Source organism: Actinomadura montaniterrae (assembly GCF_008923365.1).
Classification (GTDB): Bacteria; Actinomycetota; Actinomycetes; order Streptosporangiales; family Streptosporangiaceae; genus Spirillospora; species Spirillospora montaniterrae.
The window spans coordinates 48,833-64,911 of the sequence record NZ_WBMR01000029.1; the positions used below are offsets into that span (position 1 = coordinate 48,833).

The following is a 16,079-nucleotide window of genomic DNA, read 5'->3' on the forward strand; positions in this document are numbered from 1 at the left end:
GGCCCTCCGGGCACGTCCTCGCCGTCGATCTTGCGGGCGTCCGGCCGCAGGTCCGGAGGTTCCTGCCCAACCCCGGGTGGAGTACCGCAAGGTCCACCTATAGGTGGGTGTACGGGTCGCCCCGTTTCCCTAATGTCCTGGTCATGGCAGAAACGATCGAGGTCAGCGGGCTCCGCAAGCGCTACGGGGACGTCAACGCGGTCGACGGGGTGACGTTCTCCGTCGCCGAGGGCGAGTTCTTCGGGATCCTCGGGCCCAACGGGGCCGGCAAGACGACGACCCTGGAGATCGTCGAGGGGCTGCGCCAGGCCGACGAGGGCGCGGTCTCCGTCCTCGGCCTGCCCCCGTGGCCGCGCAACCCCCGGCTGCTCCCCCGGATCGGCGTGCAGCTGCAGGCGTCGTCGTTCTTCGAGCGGCTCACCGTGCGCGAGCAGCTCCGGACGTTCGGGTCGCTGTACGGCGTCCCGGCGCGCAAGGCCGACGCGATGCTGGAGACCGTCGGCCTCGCCGACAAGGCGGACGTGCGGGTGGAGAAGCTGTCCGGCGGGCAGGCGCAGCGGCTGTCGATCGCGTGCGCGCTCGTACACGACCCCGAGCTGGTCTTCCTGGACGAGCCGACCGCCGCGCTGGACCCGCAGGCCCGGCGCAACCTGTGGGACGTGCTGAGCGCGATCAACACCGAGGGCCGCACCATCGTCCTCACCACCCACTACATGGACGAGGCGGAGGCGCTCTGCGACCGCGTCGCGATCATGGACGGGGGCCGGATCCTGGAGCTCGGCCCGCCCGCCGTGCTGGTCCGCGGGCTGGATGCGCCGGCCCGGATCAGCATCGCCAGCGGCCTGCTGGACGCGGCGGACGCCCGCCAGCTGCCCGGCGCCGACGACGTCGAGGACGACGGCGTCTCGCTGGTCATCTCCACCCGGGACCCCTCCGCGGTGGTGGCGGCCATGGCCGCGAAGGACGCGCTGGACGGGGTGCAGATCCGCGGCGCGACCCTCGAGGACGTCTTTCTGGAGCTCACCGGACGGGAGTACAGGGCGTGAGCACACTCGAGAGTTTCAAGAGCCTGTCCCGGGCGATGTTCCTGGGCTTCCGCCGGGACCGGGGCGCGCTGTTCTTCACGGTGCTGTTCCCACTGATGTTCCTGGTGATCTTCGGTGGCGTGTTCGGCCACCAGAGCACGTCCAAGGTGAAGGTGCTGGAGATCGGGCGGGTCCCGGTCCTGGACCAGGCGATGGCGCACGGCGGCGACGAGCTCGGCGACACCATGAAGCTGTCCAAGTCCTCGGACAGGCACGACGCGCTGCACAAGGTCACCAAGGGCGACGCGGACGCGGCGGTGGAGCAGGTCGGGAACCAGCTGGTCGTGCACTACTCGGCGGCGGACCAGGTGAAGTCCGGGACCGTGCAGGGCCTGATGAACTCGATCGTCCAGGGCGCGAACCAGGCGGCGACCGGCAAGCCGCCCGCCTACCACGTGACCTCGCAGCAGGTGGAGGACGATTCGCTGAAGGCGATCCAGTTCTTCACGCCGAGCCTGCTGGGCTGGGCGCTGGCGTCGGCCGGCGTGTTCGGGGCGTCCCAGACGCTCGTGACGTGGCGGACGAAGGGCATCCTGCGCCGCCTCCAGCTGTCCCCGGCCCCGATACCCACGGTGTTCGCCGCGCGGGTCGCGGTGAGCCTGGCGGTGGCGCTGGTGCAGTTCGCGCTGTTCGTGGCGGTCGCGCAGCTGCCGTTCTTCGGCCTGAAGCTCGGCCACTACTGGTGGATGGCCGTCCCGATGGTGCTGTCGGGGGTGCTGGCCTTCCTGGCGATCGGGATGGTGATCGGCGCCTGGGCGAAGACCCAGGAGACGGCGCAGGCGGTCACGCAGCTGGTGGTGCTGCCGATGGCGTTCCTGGGCGGCTCGTTCTTCCCGCTGGACGCCTCCCCGACCTGGATGCGGACGCTGGCGTACATCTTCCCGCTGCGGTATCTGAACACCGGGATGCTGAACGTGATGGGCCGCGGGCTGGGCCCGATGTCCGCGCTGCCGCAGATGGGAATCCTGCTCGGTTTCGCGGTGGTCGGCGGGCTCGTCGCCATGCGCCTCTTCCGGTGGGACAGCGCCTGACATTCCACCGTGGCGCGAGGGTGTGATCTCGGTCACTAATCGAGCCATTCCGCTGTGGGCGTACGAAGAAACAGGTTGGGAACGTCCACGTCGGGTTAGATGTTGTCCTAAGTACCGACCCCGAGCATGAGGAAGGTGCCGTGACTGGAGCCCTTGCCCCGACCAAGCCGCTGACCGTCGCCGACCGGTGCGACCGCTGCGGCGCCCAGGCCTACGTCCGTGCGGTCCTTGTAGGCGGCGGCGACCTTCTGTTCTGCGCCCACCACGGGCGTAAGTACGCGGAGGCCCTGCGCGCCAACGGGGCCGACATTCAGGACGAGACCGACAGGCTCAACGAAACCCCGGCTACCGCTTCGGAAGACGAGCGGTAGGGATCGAATAGCACACCCCGCAGCGGCGGCCACCGGAGACGGCGGCCGCCGTTCGCATTTCCGTCGCCGCCCCCATCGGACCCCATCCCAGGGCAACGCGAAATGGTTTCACAACGTGATCGATCAATCACGCTGAGTATTCAATTGGCGGCGGCGAAGTGAGGCGGGTCACGCGTTCGCCGCTTTTCTCACCCGGCGGTGACCGTCTTCACGCGATAGTGGTATCCGCCGGATTCGTTGAACCCCTCGGCCGCGTACATCGCCCGTGCCGGGGCGTTCCGCTCCACCACCACCAGGTACGCCCGCTCGCACCCCTGCTCGCGGCCCCAGCCGAGCAGGGCCCGCAGGACGCGCCGCCCCAGCCCGCGCCGGCGCGCCTCCGGCGCCACCGCCATCGCGTAGATCCCGAGCCACTCCCCCTGCGGCACACCGCGCCCCACGGCCACACCGTCCAGGGAGGCGTAGCCCGCCGGGACGCCCGTGAGGATCTCCGTCGCGAGCGGCAGCTCGTCGTCGTACCTGCCGTCAACGGACCACCACACGTCCAGCCAGTCCGGGGACGGCTCGTCCGCGATCTCCACGCCGTCCCGCTCGTACGGGCCCGCGATCTCGGCCGCCATGCCGAGCGTGGGGTCGACGAGCTCGTAGCCCCGCGCCTCCAGGACCGCGTCCAGTCCCTCAGGCCGCGCCCTGTCGCTCAACGAGAACACCGTGGGCAGCCCCAGATCCGTGTAGTAGCCCTCCGCGCGCGCGAGAGCGGCCTCCAGATCGTGAGGAGCCTCCAGGGGAAGGACGGAGTTGGCGCGCTTGGTGACGCCTCCGGCGTGGCGCAGCAGCCACCCGCCAATATCCTGGACGGACCGCGCCGGCCACGCCGCGGCCACGAGTCCGTCCAGGTCCCGCGGCCCGGGGACCGTCGAGCATCGAGTCATCGAAGAGCACCGCTTTCGGGGGGATCGTGCACATCCTGCTGCCGCCGTCGGAGAAGAAGGCTACCGAGGGCGACGGCCCGCCCCTCGACCTGGCCTCGCTGAGCCTCCCGGAGCTCACCGCGGCGCGCAGGCGGGTCATCACCGCCCTGACCAGGGCGTGCCGCCGCAAGGACGCGGCCGAGACGCTCGGCCTCCCGGCCGGGCAGATCGACGAGGCCCTCGCGCGCAACCGGGCGCTGAAGGAGGCGCCCGCACTGCCCGCGGCGCGGCTCTACACCGGCGTCCTCTACGACAACCTCGACCTGCCGAGCCTGGACCCGGAGGCCGCCGCCGAACGCATCGTGGTCTTCTCGGGCCTGTGGGGCGCCCTGCGGCTCACCGACCGCGTCCCGCCCTACCGGTTGTCCATGTCGGTCTCGCTTCCGCCCCTCGGCCGTCTGGGGACGTTCTGGAAACCCGCGATGAACAAGGCGCTCCGGCCGTCCGGGCTGATCGTCGACATGCGGTCCGGGCCGTACGCGGCGGCCTGGAAGGCCCCGCAGCCCGCCGTGGCGGTCCGGGTCTTCCGCGAGACGATCTCCGGCGGCGTCCCCAAACGGACGGTGGTCAGCCACATGGCGAAGGCGACCCGCGGGGCGATCGCCCACGACCTGCTGAAGGCCGGCGCCGACCCCGCGACGCCCGAGGAGCTGCTGAAGGCCGTCGCCGACCTCGGCCACACCGTCGAGCTCAACGGCACCAACCTCGACGTGATCCTGCCGTCCTGACCCGACCCCGGTCATAGACCCGCGTACGCGAAGGCACCACCCGCGTACGCGAAGGCTCCTTCCGCGTACGCGAAGGCCCCCGTCCACCCGGACGGGGGCCTTCGCGGTAAGAGAAATGTGTCAGTCGAGGTAGTCCCGCAGCACCTGCGAGCGGGACGGGTGGCGCAGCTTCGACATGGTCTTGGACTCGATCTGCCGGATGCGCTCCCGGGTCACCCCGTACACCTTGCCGATCTCGTCCAGCGTCTTCGGCTGGCCGTCGGTCAGGCCGAACCGCATCGACACCACGCCCGCCTCGCGCTCGCTGAGCGTGTCGAGCACCGAGTGCAGCTGCTCCTGCAGCAGCGTGAAGCTGACCGCGTCGGCCGGGACGATCGCCTCGGAGTCCTCGATCAGGTCGCCGAACTCGCTGTCGCCGTCCTCACCGAGCGGGGTGTGCAGGGAGATCGGCTCGCGGCCGTACTTCTGCACCTCGACGACCTTCTCCGGGGTCATGTCGAGCTCCTTGGCCAGCTCCTCCGGGGTGGGCTCGCGGCCCAGGTCCTGGAGCATCTGGCGCTGCACGCGGGCCAGCTTGTTGATGACCTCGACCATGTGCACCGGGATGCGGATGGTGCGGGCCTGGTCGGCCATCGCGCGGGTGATCGCCTGCCGGATCCACCAGGTGGCGTACGTGGAGAACTTGTAGCCCTTGGTGTAGTCGAACTTCTCGACCGCGCGGATCAGGCCGAGGTTGCCCTCCTGGATCAGGTCCAGGAACAGCATGCCGCGGCCGGTGTAGCGCTTGGCCAGCGAGACCACCAGCCGGAGGTTGGCCTCCAGCAGGTGGTTCTTGGCGCGGCGGCCGTCCTCGGCGATCCACTCGAAGTCCTCGAGGTCCTCCTCCGACAGCGCGGGGCCGTCGGCGGCGAGCCGCTCCTCGGCGAACAGGCCGGCCTCGATCCGCTTGGCGAGCTCGACCTCCTGCTCGGCGTTGAGCAGCGGGACCTTGCCGATCTGCTTGAGGTAGTCCTTGACCGGGTCGGCGGTGGCGCCGGCCGCGGCGATCTGCTGGGCGGGCGCGTCCTCGTCGTCGTCGCCGAGGGTGAAGCCCTCCTCCTCGGCGGGAGCGTCGCCGGGCTTCTTGCCGGGGGCCGGGGCCTTGTCCGCGACGGCGGCCGGGGCCTCCTCCTCGTCGGCCTCGGGCGTCTCCTCGACCTCGGGCGCGTCCTCCTCGAGGTCGACCTCGAGGTCGTTCAGGTCCTCGTCGAGGTCGACGTCCACGTCGTCCTCGAGCTCGGGGTCGTCGGCGGCCTTCTTGGCCGGGGCGGCCGCCTTGGCGGCGGCCGGCTGCGCGGCCTTCTTGGCGGGCGCGGCCTTCTTCGGCTTGGCCTTGGCGGACTTGGGCGGGGCCGGCTTGGGCGCCGAGGGCCTCGGGGCCTCCGGGCGCGGCGCGGGCTCCTCGGGCGCCGCGTCGTCGCCGACGACCGCGGTCACCGTGTCGGGCTGCTCCTTCGCGGCAGCGGTGGTCCTGGGCCTACGCGCCGGCGGCGCCGCGCGCTTGCGCGAACGCTTGGGCGCCGCGGAATCGGCAGCGCTCACCACGACGGTCACACCCTCCTTGCTGAGGCTCCGCAGAATGCTGGAGGCCTTCGACACGGGGATGTCGGCCTCCTCGAACGTACGGCGTACGTCGTCGGCTTCGAGGTAACCCTGGGACCGTCCACGCTCGATCAGTTGCGCGATGACGTGATCGTGCAGATCTGACGCTTTCGAGGTCGAGCTAGCAGGCGACACAAATACCTCTCGAACGAACGTGTGGCTTGGTTGACCCAAGTGCCCTGACGGGCCCGGCCTCACACTGGGTGGGACCACACACTGGGCGGACCTCCCGGTGCGGGACCGCAGCGTACCCGCTCTCACTGGGTCAAGCATTCTGGCACTGCTGCGCATTCCGCCCTGATGTCCTACCCGGTAACTCTCCACCTTAGAGGGCGCGGGACGGTCCTTCGTACGGACGGGACCGACTTCTCACCGTCTCCGGCGGGCTTCACTCGGGTTTCACTAGGGCTTGGGCGGGACGTGCAGGGCAAGCACGGTCACATCGTCTACCTGCTCGTACCCGGCAAGCATCCGATCGACCAGGAAGTCGACGAGTCTTTCTGGATCTCCTACCACTTCAGGTGGGGCGTCCGCGGCCGTCGCCACGAGTTCCTCCAGCCCGGCGTCCACCCCACGCCTACGGTTCTCCACAAGTCCATCGGAATAGAAGACCACAGTGTTGCCGGTCTCGATGGAAAAACTTGTCTGCTGCCGCTGGCTCGGCCAGCCGAGCGGTGTGCCGGGCTCCCGCGTGCTCACGCGCGCGGGCGCGTCCGGGGAGATCAGCAGGGGTGGCGGGTGCCCCGCGTTGCTGAAGGCGCCGCGGCCGGTCTCCGGGTCGATGACCGCGTAGGCGACCGTGGTGAACTGCTCCTCGTCCTCGGTGGCGCTGAACAGCCGGTCGAGGCCGGCGAGCACCGCGGCGGGCCGCGGGTCGTTCAGCGCGAGCGCGCGCAGCGCGTTGCGGACGCGTCCCATTCCGGCCGCGGCGAGCACGCCCTTGCCCATGACGTCGCCGACCGCGACGGCGAGCCGGTCGTCGGGGAGGCGGAACACGTCGTACCAGTCGCCGCCGACCTGCACGTGGCGGGTGGCCGGGTTGTACCGGGCGGCCAGCACCATCCCGGGAAGCTGCGGAAGGTCGCTGGGCAGCAGGCTGCGCTGGAGCTCCTCGGCGGTCCTGTGCTCGCGCTCGAACAACAGCGCGCGCTCCACCGCCAGGGCGCACTGCCCGGCGAGCGCCTCCAGGAAGACCCGCTCCTCCTCGGTGATCTCCCTGGGGCGGGTGAAGGAGAAGCGCAGCGCGCCGATCGGGGCGCCCGCCGCCAGCAGGGGCAGGCCGACCCAGGCGCGCTCCTCCGGATGCTGGGCGAACAGCTCCTTCTCGTCGCGGCCGAGCTGGAGGCGGAGGCTGTCGGGATGCTCGGCCAGGAACGGCCGGCTCTCGCGCACCGCCACCGACATGACGGTCTGGTCGGCGACCTTGATGTCGTCGCGCGCCGGCGGCCGCCCGTCGGCCTCGCCGCCGGGCTGGGACGGGGCGACGATGCTCAGCCGCAGCTTGTCGTCGTCCAGCAGCGCCACGGCGGAGTAGTCGGCGCCGATGGCGGACCGTCCGACCTCGGTGATGACCTGGACGACCTGGGAGACCGTCAGGGCCTCGGCGAGCATGGAGGTGGCCTGCTGGAGCCGCGCGGTGCGCAGCGCCGCCGCCGAGAGCTGCTCGGTCAGCCGGCCGCGCATCTCCTCGGCCTCGCGCTGGCCGGTGACGTCGGTGTTGGCGCCGACCCACTCGATGACCGCGTCGCCCTGCCGGATCGGCACGGCCCGCACGTCGAAGTGCCGGTACGTGCCGCTCTTGGTGCGGATCCGGTAGTTGGTCTCGAAGACCTGGTTCTCCGCGACGCACTCGCGCCAGGCCGCCTCGATGCGCGGGCGGTCCTCCGGGTGCACCACGGCCATCCAGCCGCCGGCGGCGTAGTCGTCGGGCGCCTGGCCGGTGATCGCGCGCCACTCCGGCGCGTCGTCGATCACGGCGCCGTCGGGCGCGGCGACCCACACCACCTGGGCGCTGGCCTCCACGAGCGAGCGGTAGCGCTGCTCCTTGCGCCGGATGACCTCCTCGGCGCGGCGCCGCTCGGTCACGTCCAGGGCGGTCAGGACGGCGCCGAGGCGCTCGCCGCCGGGTCCGCGGGCGGGCAGCCAGGTGCAGGCCAGGATGCGCTCCTCGGTCGCCGTGGCGAGCGCCTGGGCGTCGCCCGCCCGTCCGGCCGGCTCGGCCGGGACGACGAGGTCGAGGTCGCTCAGCGGGCGGTCCTCGGCGAGCACCGTGCGCAGCGCCGTCTCGAACGCGGTCGCGAGGCCGGCGGGCAGCACCTCGGCGGGGCGCCGCCGCTGCAGGTCGCGGACGGGCACGCGGAGCAGCGCCGCGAGCGCGTCGTTGGCCTTGCGGCAGCGCAGGTCGCCGTCGAAGAACGCCAGCCCGCCGGGGGCTTCCTTCAGCAGGGTCGCGTACAGCGCGGAGTCGGACGCATCCATGGGCTGCCCCTCCACCCCTGAGACGCGGGGTTGCGGAACGGACGTCTCGGTGCTCATGGACAACACCTCCGCCCCAGAGGGTCCCGTACCGCGCGGCAAGTTTTCATCACTATGAGTGAATGGGAGCAGGCTAGCGCTCCCGCCTCCATCACAACACCGGTCGGAGTCAGGTATTCATCATCCCGATGGTTCGCCGCGTACGGAAGCCCTGATGGACATCGTCGTCTCTGTGCCTCCGCGTGAGGGCGCGGGATTCGGACGCCTTCTCCACGAGCCGCCGGTGGCGGCCCATGAAGGGGGCGAGTAGGCGATGTTACGGCGCCCGGAGCGTCATGGGCGGCCAACCCCGCCGGTTCGGCGAGTTCCGGCCGGGGGCCGAACCGGCCAGACTCCGTCCGATTTGGTCTATAAAAAGACGGTAAAGACCATTTTTAGGATCGCCGGGTCCTTACCCGAGGGCCCTACTTTCCGGCCTTGGCGGCGGCCTTCATCTCCTGCTTGAAGGCACGCACCTTCGCCAGCGACTCCGGCCCGGTGATGTCGGCCACCGACCGGTGCGAGCCCTCCTCGCCGTACGCGCCGGCCGCCTCCCGCCAGCCCTCCGGCCGGACCCCGTACTGCTTGCCCAGCAGCGCCAGGAAGATCTGCGCCTTCTGCTTGCCGAAGCCGGGCAGCCCGTTCAGGCGCTTGAACAGCTCCTTGCCGCCGTCCACGTCCTTCCACACCTTCTCGGCGTCCCCGTCGTAGTTCTCGACGAGGTACTGGCACAACTGCTGCACCCTCTTGGCCATCGACCCCGGATAACGGTGCACGGCCGGCTTCTCCGACAGCAGCGCCGCGAACCGCTCCGGATCGCAGGCGGCGATCTCGTGGGCGTCGAGATCGTCCGTCCCGAGCCGCTGCGCGATCGTGTACGGGCCCGAGAACGCCCATTCCATCGGGATCTGCTGGTCGAGCAGCATCCCCACCAATGCGGCGAGCGGGCTGCGGCCCAGCAGTTCGTCCGCCTCGGGGCGCTGCGCTAGTTGAACCTTCGTGGCCATGAGGTCAGCTTAGAACCGCCGCGAAGGCAGGTCCTGCGCGCACGGAAACCGCGTACCGCGACCGCCCGGCCGGCGCGGCGAATCTGTCGGAAGTCTTACGAGCCCGGCGGAAGCCTGGCGGCCCGCAGGCCACGGTGTTCGAATGGAGGCGTGAACGAGGATCCGGAAGAGGGCAGTCCCGTAGGGCGGCGGGTCGTGCTCGGGATGCTCGGCCTCGGCGTCGCCGGTGTCGCCGTGGGGGCGTCCCTCCAACAGAAGGTGAACCGCGCCCTGGCGCCCGTAGGCGGCATCCAGGACGTTCTTCCGGCGGCCGGGGGCTTCCGCTACTACTCCGTCACCGGAAGCGTGAAGAGGCCCAGCATCGCCACCCACCGGGTGACCGTGGGCGGCCTGGTGGACAAGCCACAGGCGTTCACCATGGCCGACCTGGCCCGCCTGCCGCAGACGACGCTGGACAAGGACTTCCAGTGCGTGACCGGCTGGCGGGTACCGAACGTCCGGTGGGCCGGTGTCGCGCTACCCGACCTCCTGGACGTGGTGGGGGTCTCCCCTAACGCCGTGGCCGTCCGGTTCAAGTCGTTCGACGGCGTCTACACCGAGTCGCTGACGCTCGAACAGGCGCGGCGCCGCGACGTCATGGTCGCGACCCAGATGGACGGGAAGCCGGTCACCCACGACCACGGTGGCCCCACCCGCCTCTATGTCGCCCCCATGTACGGATACAAGTCCCTGAAGTGGCTCGGCGGCATCGAACTCACCGACAAGGTCAGGCTGGGCTACTGGGAGGACCTCGGTTACGACGTGGACGCCTGGGTCGGCCGGTCGAACGGACGTGACGATGCACCCACATGACGTGCCCCGTCCCGAACCGGCACGGTCTACCAGGCTGCTCCGGTTCACGTGGGCCGAACGGTCGATCCACCATGTGACCGCACTGCTGATGCTGGTGTGCCTGGCCACGGCGGGGATGCTCTATCTACCGACACTGTCCACACTGGTCGGGCACCGCGAGCTGCTCAAGACCATCCACGTGTGGTGCGGTTTCGCGCTGCCGGCCCCCATCATCTTGGGGCTCGCCTCCAGAGCGTTCAGGGCGGACGTACGGCGCCTCAACAGGTTCGCACCGCACGACTGGGAGTGGCTGAAGCGCGGGGACCGCAGAGCCGTGCGGCAGGGCCGGGGGATCCTGCCGGTGGGCAAGTTCAACGCCGGCCAGAAGCTGAACGCGGCGTTCACTGCCGGCGCGATCCTCGTCATGCTCGGCACCGGCGAGGTGCTGACATTCCCCGGCCCATGGCCGGACCGCTGGCGCACCGGCGCCACCTTCGTACACGACTGGCTCTTCGTCATCATCGTCATCGTCGTTGTAGGGCACCTGTGGGAGGCGTTCCGGGACCCGGGGGCGCTCGGCGGGATGCTCACCGGCCGCGTCGACCGAGGCTGGGCGGCGAGGCACCACGCGGGCTGGGCGGACGCCGTCCAACGGATCGCCGCGCGGCCGCCGCACGGCCCGTCCGGCGGCGGTTCCGGCGCGGCGGCCACCGGCACGTCCGGAGAAGGTGGTCCAGAATTTGCGAAACGACGCCCCGGTATGTCTTGACTCTCCCCGCGAACGCGCTGGAATGAGACATCGAGGCGAGGTTCGGGCGGAAGCCCCGAAACCAAGGTCCGCGCGCGCTCCGTCTCGGCCGGCGGTCTCCCCGTCCGCCGGAACCCCGTGCGCGGAGGTGCTACGCAGATGCCCGCACTGGCCGATCACCGAAGCGAGACCCGCAACGCGCTCACGCGGCGGCTCACCGACGAGTTCTCGCACGTCTCCTCGGACGCGGTGCACCAGTGCATCGCCGACGTGCAGGCGTGCATGGCCCACCTGGGGCTCGATCCGACGCCCGCGCGCGTGGAGCGCATGGCGCGCGAACACCTCGTCGGCATGCTGAAATCCGAGCCGCCCTCGGGGCGGCCCCAGGGAGCCGGGGTGGACGGCTGAACCCGGCGGACGGTCCCGCGCCTTACGGGCACGCGCCGCCGCGGGATCTGAGAAACTAGGGCCCGTGAGTCCTCGCAGCCGCCGCTCCTCGTCCGGGGATCCGGCGCGGGACGGCCCCCCATCCCCTCCCGGCGAGGTCTCCGAGATCTTCGACGGGATGCTGCGGCACGCCCGCGAGCTGCTCGCCGTGCGCAGCCCGCTGGACGCCGAGCTGATCGTCAGCGAGATCCTCGGGTCCTGGTGGGGGCACCGGGTGTCCGGCGGGGACGTCGAGGTCGTCATCGGCGAGGCGCTGGTCGACCACGCGGCGCGCGCCGCGACCCCGGCGGCGCTGGCCCTCCTCACCGGGATGGCCTACCTGGGCACTCCGCGGCAGGCCGCCAAGGCCGAGCGCGCCGCGCTGGAACTCATGGACCGGGGCGTCGCCCGTCCCGGATGGGCCGACCGCGTCGGCATGGTCGCGCCGGACGAGTGCTTCGTGTCCCGCGACGTGTACGGCGACCAGGACTCGATCGTCTGCACCTACACCTACGGGGGCGCCGACCGGCACGCCCTGGTCATCCTCGTGGACAGGAACAAGGCCGGAGCCGTCCAGTACGCCGACGCCCCCTTCCCCTCCGCGGCGCCGCCCGCGCTGCGCGCCGCGCGCCCCCCGGCGTGCGGGATGGTCCGGGACGCGTGGGTGTCGTCCCAGGTCGACAAACTCCTCGACCACTGCCGCCGCGAGGGCCGCGACAACGCCCTGATGCGATTCGAGCAACTGGACCCGCGCGACACCAAGGCGCTCCTGCAGAGCGCCCTCGCCCTCACCAACGACACGACCGAGCCGCCGGTCAACGACAACTTCGGCTCGTACCACGCCTTCGTGCGCGCGCGCATAGGGATCCTCCCGCCGGGAGGGCGCCTGCCACAGCCTCCGGTGTACGGGCGCGACCGCCGCGCCACGATCGCCGCGCGGTTCCTCGCGTCGGACGAGGCGGAAGGGCTCTCGGACCTGTCCGCCGCCAGCCGCTGCGTGGACCGCATCATCGCCTACGGCTGCACGCACGATTTCGGGCGGCCGCTGCGGGTCAGCCCGATCAAATGCGAGATGTTCCTGCTCGACTGGCTGCCCCGCAAGGTGCTCCTGTCCCCCGCTGAGCAGGAGGCCGTGCCGCACGTCCTGGCCGCCTGGGTGCGGTGGGCCGGTAAGCGCACCGGGCTGCCCGAGGAGGGCGTCAGGGCGACCCTGGACGCGGTATGGGACGCCACCGCGAAGTTCGCCGAGGCGTACCGCGACCCGTCCGCTTTCGGCCTCGACCGGGACCTCGTCGCCCGGCTCCTCCCGGACGGCGAGCTGGAGGCGCTCCCCCGGCGGGCGTTCGCGCTGCCGTTCCTGTCCGGCACCCACCGGCGCTCCGGCCGGCACGGCTCCGTCGACCTGTCGGCGCTCGACCCCTCCGACCCCGACGACCGGCGCGTCATCCTGGAGTTCGAGCATCCCGGCGCGGACGAGGAGCACCTCGACGCGCACGAGAGGCTCACCGACCGGCTGTGGCGGGGCGATCCGCCGCAGCTGTGGGACACCGCCCAATCACTGCTCGACATCGGCTACGAACGGCACGAGATCCTGCACAAACTCATCGGCGTCCTCGATCGCTGCGGCGACGACGCGGACGCCCTCCGGGAGGCGCTGCGTGTGCTGCGTCACGAACCGCCGCCCGAGTGAACTCCCGGTTTGCGCGCGGCGTCCCCGGCGACAATCATCGGATCCCGGGCATGGTCTCGCGGGGGTCCGGGGCCGCCCCCGGTCGTAGGGAGTGATCTTGTTGGAGTGGTCCGAGTTCGCCCGCCGGCTGGGCCGTGAACTGGCGGGTCTCGACCGGGACACCATCCTCATCGTGCGCGAACGCGACGAGAGCCGGCACTACGTGCAGGCGATGCGCGAGCCCGACCGGCTCTACGCCGAGGCGGTCAGCAACAACTTCCTCGACGGTCCGCTGCTGCTCACCCCGGCCGACGAGGAGGTCATGAGCGACGCGGGCTGGCGCCCGCCCGCCGACCCCGCGCCCCGCAACTGGTGGACCGAGCTGCCCGAGGCCGGCCCGCCCGGCGGGATGCGGTCGGTCGCCGGCGGCGACTACTCGCGGCTCGCCGACGTGATGGTCACCGCGCTGCGCGACGTCCAGGGCGTCCGGCGCCCGTCCGACCTGGTGTACGAGTCGTTCCACCGGCACGGCAGCGGCCTGATCGAGCTGCTCGACTTCGGCATCGAGACCGCCGACCCGTCGCGGGTCAGCAAGCGCCGCTCGTCCGCCGGGATCGCCCCGCCGGAGACCGCCCCGGAGAGCGCGCGCCCGGCGCCCGGCCCGCCGCCGGCCGGCCCGCCCATGCCGCTGCCTCCCGCCGGGGTCCCCGGCAGCGACGCGGACCTGCTCGAACCGCGTCTGGCCGAGGCGAAGGAGCGCGGCGACCACGCCACCTACTTCAGCCTGCTGGCGGGCGCCGACCTGGTGCTCCCGGCCACCGCGCACGCGGTGGAGAACCCCGACCGCGCCGAACTGCCGACCATCACGATCGGCACCGGCACCTACGTCACGCTGTACACGTCCCCCGGCGCGCTGGCGCGTACCGGCGACCAGCACCCGCTCTACCGGCGCACGTCGTTCGCGCTCCTGGCGGCCGGCTGGCCCGACCCGTCCTGGCAGCTCGCCGTCAACCCCGGCCTGCCGAGCGAGGTCCTGCTGGACGCGTCCGCATTGGGCCGCCTTGAGGCCGCGCAGCGGGAGGCGTCCTCGGCTACGCCGGAGCCCTCCAACCCCTACGGGACCGTCGATCCGGGCGCGTTGTCCGGGCCCGGGGCCGTTGCCGGAGGGTCTCCGTCCGCTGTCAACGGTTCCGGCATGCCCGGGTTCCCCGGCGCCCATGGGCCGTCCCAGGGCGTCAACGGTTCGTCCGCCGCCAACGGCTCGTCCGTGCCGAACGGGATGCCGTCCCTCAACGGGATCCACGGCGTCAACGGTCTGGCGGGGGCCGACGACTCCCACGACGACTCCGGTACCGCGATCGACCCGTACACGGCGGAGGAGTTGAGGGCGGCGCTGGAAGCCGGTACACCACCGGACCTGGGCAGGGCCAAGCCGGAGACCCCGGAGCAGGGGTCCGAAGCCGCCGTCGCCGCGCCTCTGGGCGCCCCGACGGACGGCACGCCCGCCGACGGCGAGCCCGCCGAGATCCACCAGCCCGGCGCGCCGCAACCCGACGCGCACCAGCCCCAATCCAACGCGCCGCAACCGGGCACACTGCAACCCGGTACGCCGCAACCCAGTACAGCGCCGCAACCCGGTGCCCCGCAGCCCGACGTGCCTCAGGCCCCACCCCCTCCGGCCGCAGCAACCCCTCAGGCCGCCGCACCCCAGGCGCCCGTAGCCCAGCCCGGAACACCTCAGGTCGCCGCACCGCAGCCCGAGGTGAAGTCTGAGACGCCGCAGCCCGAGCCGCTACAGCCGGGCGTGCAAACGCCCGGCGGACAGCAGCCCGTTCCGCAGGCGCCCGCCGGCATTCCGATGCAACCGCCTCACGGCACCCGCCTGTGGCGCTCCCTCGGCGAGAACGACGAGGTCCCCGTCGCGGTCTACGACGCCATCGGCGGCGTCTGGAGCCCTGCGCGGGCCGACGCCGTCCCGGCGCCCAGGGCCGAGTAGCGGAGCGTTCGGCTACCGTCGAGTACGGCAATCCCACCCCCGGACGCGAGAGTGGACCCCGAGTGGACTGGAACGACTTCGACAAACGGCTGACCCTTGAGCTGTCGCGGCTCCCCGTCAAGTCGTTCCTCATCGTGCAGGGGCCCAGCGGACTGCCGTACGTGCAGGCCATGCGGATCGAGGGCGGGCTGGACGCCGAAGCGGTCGGCAGCGCGTTCCTGCCCCGGCCGCTCGCGCCCCGCCAGGAGCGGCGCCTCACCACCCTCGGCTGGGAGCCACCGGACGGCGAGGAGCGGCGGAACTGGTGGAACCGCTACACCTGGCGTGAGCGCGGCAACCGCGCGGCCGCCGAACTGCTGGAGTGCGCCGCGATGCTCGCGGGCCAGATGGTCGGCGCCTTCCGCGACGTCTACCGGATCGACTCCCCGCTAGAGCTCGTCTACCAGGCGAGCAAGACGGGACCGGAGGGCGGGCCACTGGCCCTTCCCGGCCTCGGCATCCCGCTGGCCGTGCCGGAGTCCGAGAGCCGTCCCGCCGCGCAGGACGCGTCCCGGGCGGAGCGTCCGTCCGGCACCGACCTGGAGATCGCGCTCGCCGAGGCGCGCGAGCGCGGCGACCAGCAGGCCTATCTGCGGCTGCTGGCACGGGCCACCCTCTACCTGCCCGCGTCCGGCGATCCGACCGCCGAGCACCGGTTCGCCACGGCGCAGTTCGGCGACGGGACGTTCGTGCTGGCGTTCACCTCCCCCGAGGCGATGGACCGGTCCCTGCAGGGGCAGGCCGTCCACCACCGGGAGGCGACGCTGTCGGAGCTGTCGCGGCACTGGCCCCATCCGGAGTGGCAGCTCGCGATCGACCCGGGGCTGCCGAGCGCCTCGTACCTGGACGCGAACGCCCTGTTCGAGCCGGTCCAGGAGGAGCCGCCCGCCCGACCGGCACCGCCCGCCCGACCGGCGCCGCCGGACCCGGCCGACGTCCGGGTCGCCGGGCGGTCGTCGCGGACGTCGGGGCGGCGGCGCCGGCAACCGGACGCGGGAGCCTCCCGGACCGCCGCCAGAGCG

The 16,079-nt window shown here is 71.9% G+C and carries 14 protein-coding genes; 10 read left to right on the top strand and 4 right to left on the bottom strand.

Features of this window, described 5'->3' with window-relative positions; all coding sequences use genetic code 11:
• The first annotated feature begins 143 nt into the window (after positions 1 to 143).
• The 3 genes from F9B16_RS13480 to F9B16_RS13490 all read left to right on the top strand — a co-directional run bounded on the left by F9B16_RS13480 (position 144) and on the right by F9B16_RS13490 (position 2,487).
• On the top strand, positions 144 to 1,046 hold the full coding sequence (locus tag F9B16_RS13480) for an ABC transporter ATP-binding protein (RefSeq protein WP_151540379.1): 903 nt from the start codon (positions 144 to 146) through the stop codon (positions 1,044 to 1,046).
• The gene (locus F9B16_RS13485; RefSeq protein ID WP_151540380.1) at positions 1,043 to 2,116 is read left to right on the top strand and encodes an ABC transporter permease; all 1,074 of its coding nucleotides are present in this window, start codon (positions 1,043 to 1,045) and stop codon (positions 2,114 to 2,116) included. Before F9B16_RS13480 ends, F9B16_RS13485 begins: the two co-directional genes overlap by 4 nt.
• Positions 2,117 to 2,256: 140 nt before the next feature.
• Positions 2,257 to 2,487, top strand: coding sequence for a DUF7455 domain-containing protein (locus tag F9B16_RS13490; RefSeq protein ID WP_151540381.1), 231 nt, complete (start codon positions 2,257 to 2,259; stop codon positions 2,485 to 2,487).
• A 188-nt stretch (positions 2,488 to 2,675) separates the two neighbouring features.
• Here the strand turns inward: F9B16_RS13490 and F9B16_RS13495 are convergent, their stop codons facing one another.
• On the bottom strand, positions 2,676 to 3,419 hold the full coding sequence (locus F9B16_RS13495) for a GNAT family N-acetyltransferase (protein ID WP_151540382.1): 744 nt from the start codon (positions 3,417 to 3,419) through the stop codon (positions 2,676 to 2,678).
• Positions 3,420 to 3,445: 26 nt separating this feature from the next.
• Between F9B16_RS13495 and F9B16_RS13500 the strand changes: the two genes are divergently transcribed.
• Positions 3,446 to 4,186: a YaaA family protein gene (locus F9B16_RS13500; protein WP_151540383.1), complete on the top strand. Its 741-nt coding sequence runs from the start codon at positions 3,446 to 3,448 to the stop codon at positions 4,184 to 4,186.
• Between the two features lie 120 nt (positions 4,187 to 4,306).
• Here the strand turns inward: F9B16_RS13500 and F9B16_RS13505 are convergent, their stop codons facing one another.
• The 3 genes from F9B16_RS13505 to F9B16_RS13515 all read right to left on the bottom strand — a co-directional run bounded on the left by F9B16_RS13505 (position 4,307) and on the right by F9B16_RS13515 (position 9,348).
• On the bottom strand, positions 4,307 to 5,962 hold the full coding sequence (locus tag F9B16_RS13505; RefSeq protein ID WP_192808769.1) for an RNA polymerase sigma factor: 1,656 nt from the start codon (positions 5,960 to 5,962) through the stop codon (positions 4,307 to 4,309).
• A gap of 267 nt (positions 5,963 to 6,229) precedes the next feature.
• The gene (locus F9B16_RS13510) at positions 6,230 to 8,362 is read right to left on the bottom strand and encodes a SpoIIE family protein phosphatase (RefSeq protein ID WP_151540385.1); all 2,133 of its coding nucleotides are present in this window, start codon (positions 8,360 to 8,362) and stop codon (positions 6,230 to 6,232) included.
• Positions 8,363 to 8,766: 404 nt separating this feature from the next.
• A complete protein-coding gene (locus F9B16_RS13515) occupies positions 8,767 to 9,348 on the bottom strand; it encodes an HhH-GPD-type base excision DNA repair protein (RefSeq protein ID WP_151540386.1) in 582 nt (193 codons plus the stop codon).
• A gap of 150 nt (positions 9,349 to 9,498) precedes the next feature.
• On the opposite strand from F9B16_RS13515, the gene F9B16_RS13520 reads away from it, so the two are divergent.
• From F9B16_RS13520 to F9B16_RS13550, 6 genes are all read left to right on the top strand, one after another.
• The gene (locus tag F9B16_RS13520) at positions 9,499 to 10,200 is read left to right on the top strand and encodes a molybdopterin-dependent oxidoreductase (RefSeq protein WP_225991604.1); all 702 of its coding nucleotides are present in this window, start codon (positions 9,499 to 9,501) and stop codon (positions 10,198 to 10,200) included.
• Positions 10,187 to 10,948: a cytochrome b/b6 domain-containing protein gene (locus F9B16_RS13525; RefSeq protein ID WP_151540387.1), complete on the top strand. Its 762-nt coding sequence runs from the start codon at positions 10,187 to 10,189 to the stop codon at positions 10,946 to 10,948. Before F9B16_RS13520 ends, F9B16_RS13525 begins: the two co-directional genes overlap by 14 nt.
• 138 nt (positions 10,949 to 11,086) lie before the next feature.
• Entirely contained in the window at positions 11,087 to 11,335 is a 249-nt protein-coding gene (locus tag F9B16_RS13530) for a hypothetical protein (RefSeq protein ID WP_151540388.1), read from the top strand.
• 157 nt (positions 11,336 to 11,492) lie between these two features.
• Positions 11,493 to 13,043, top strand: a complete 1,551-nt coding sequence (locus F9B16_RS13535) for a hypothetical protein (RefSeq protein ID WP_192808773.1) — start codon at positions 11,493 to 11,495, stop codon at positions 13,041 to 13,043.
• A 97-nt stretch (positions 13,044 to 13,140) separates the two neighbouring features.
• Positions 13,141 to 15,018: a TY-Chap domain-containing protein gene (locus tag F9B16_RS50860; RefSeq protein ID WP_192808770.1), complete on the top strand. Its 1,878-nt coding sequence runs from the start codon at positions 13,141 to 13,143 to the stop codon at positions 15,016 to 15,018.
• A 62-nt stretch (positions 15,019 to 15,080) separates the two neighbouring features.
• Positions 15,081 to 16,079 (top strand): SseB family protein (locus F9B16_RS13550; RefSeq protein ID WP_151540390.1); only part of this gene is annotated, 999 nt, incomplete at its 3' end.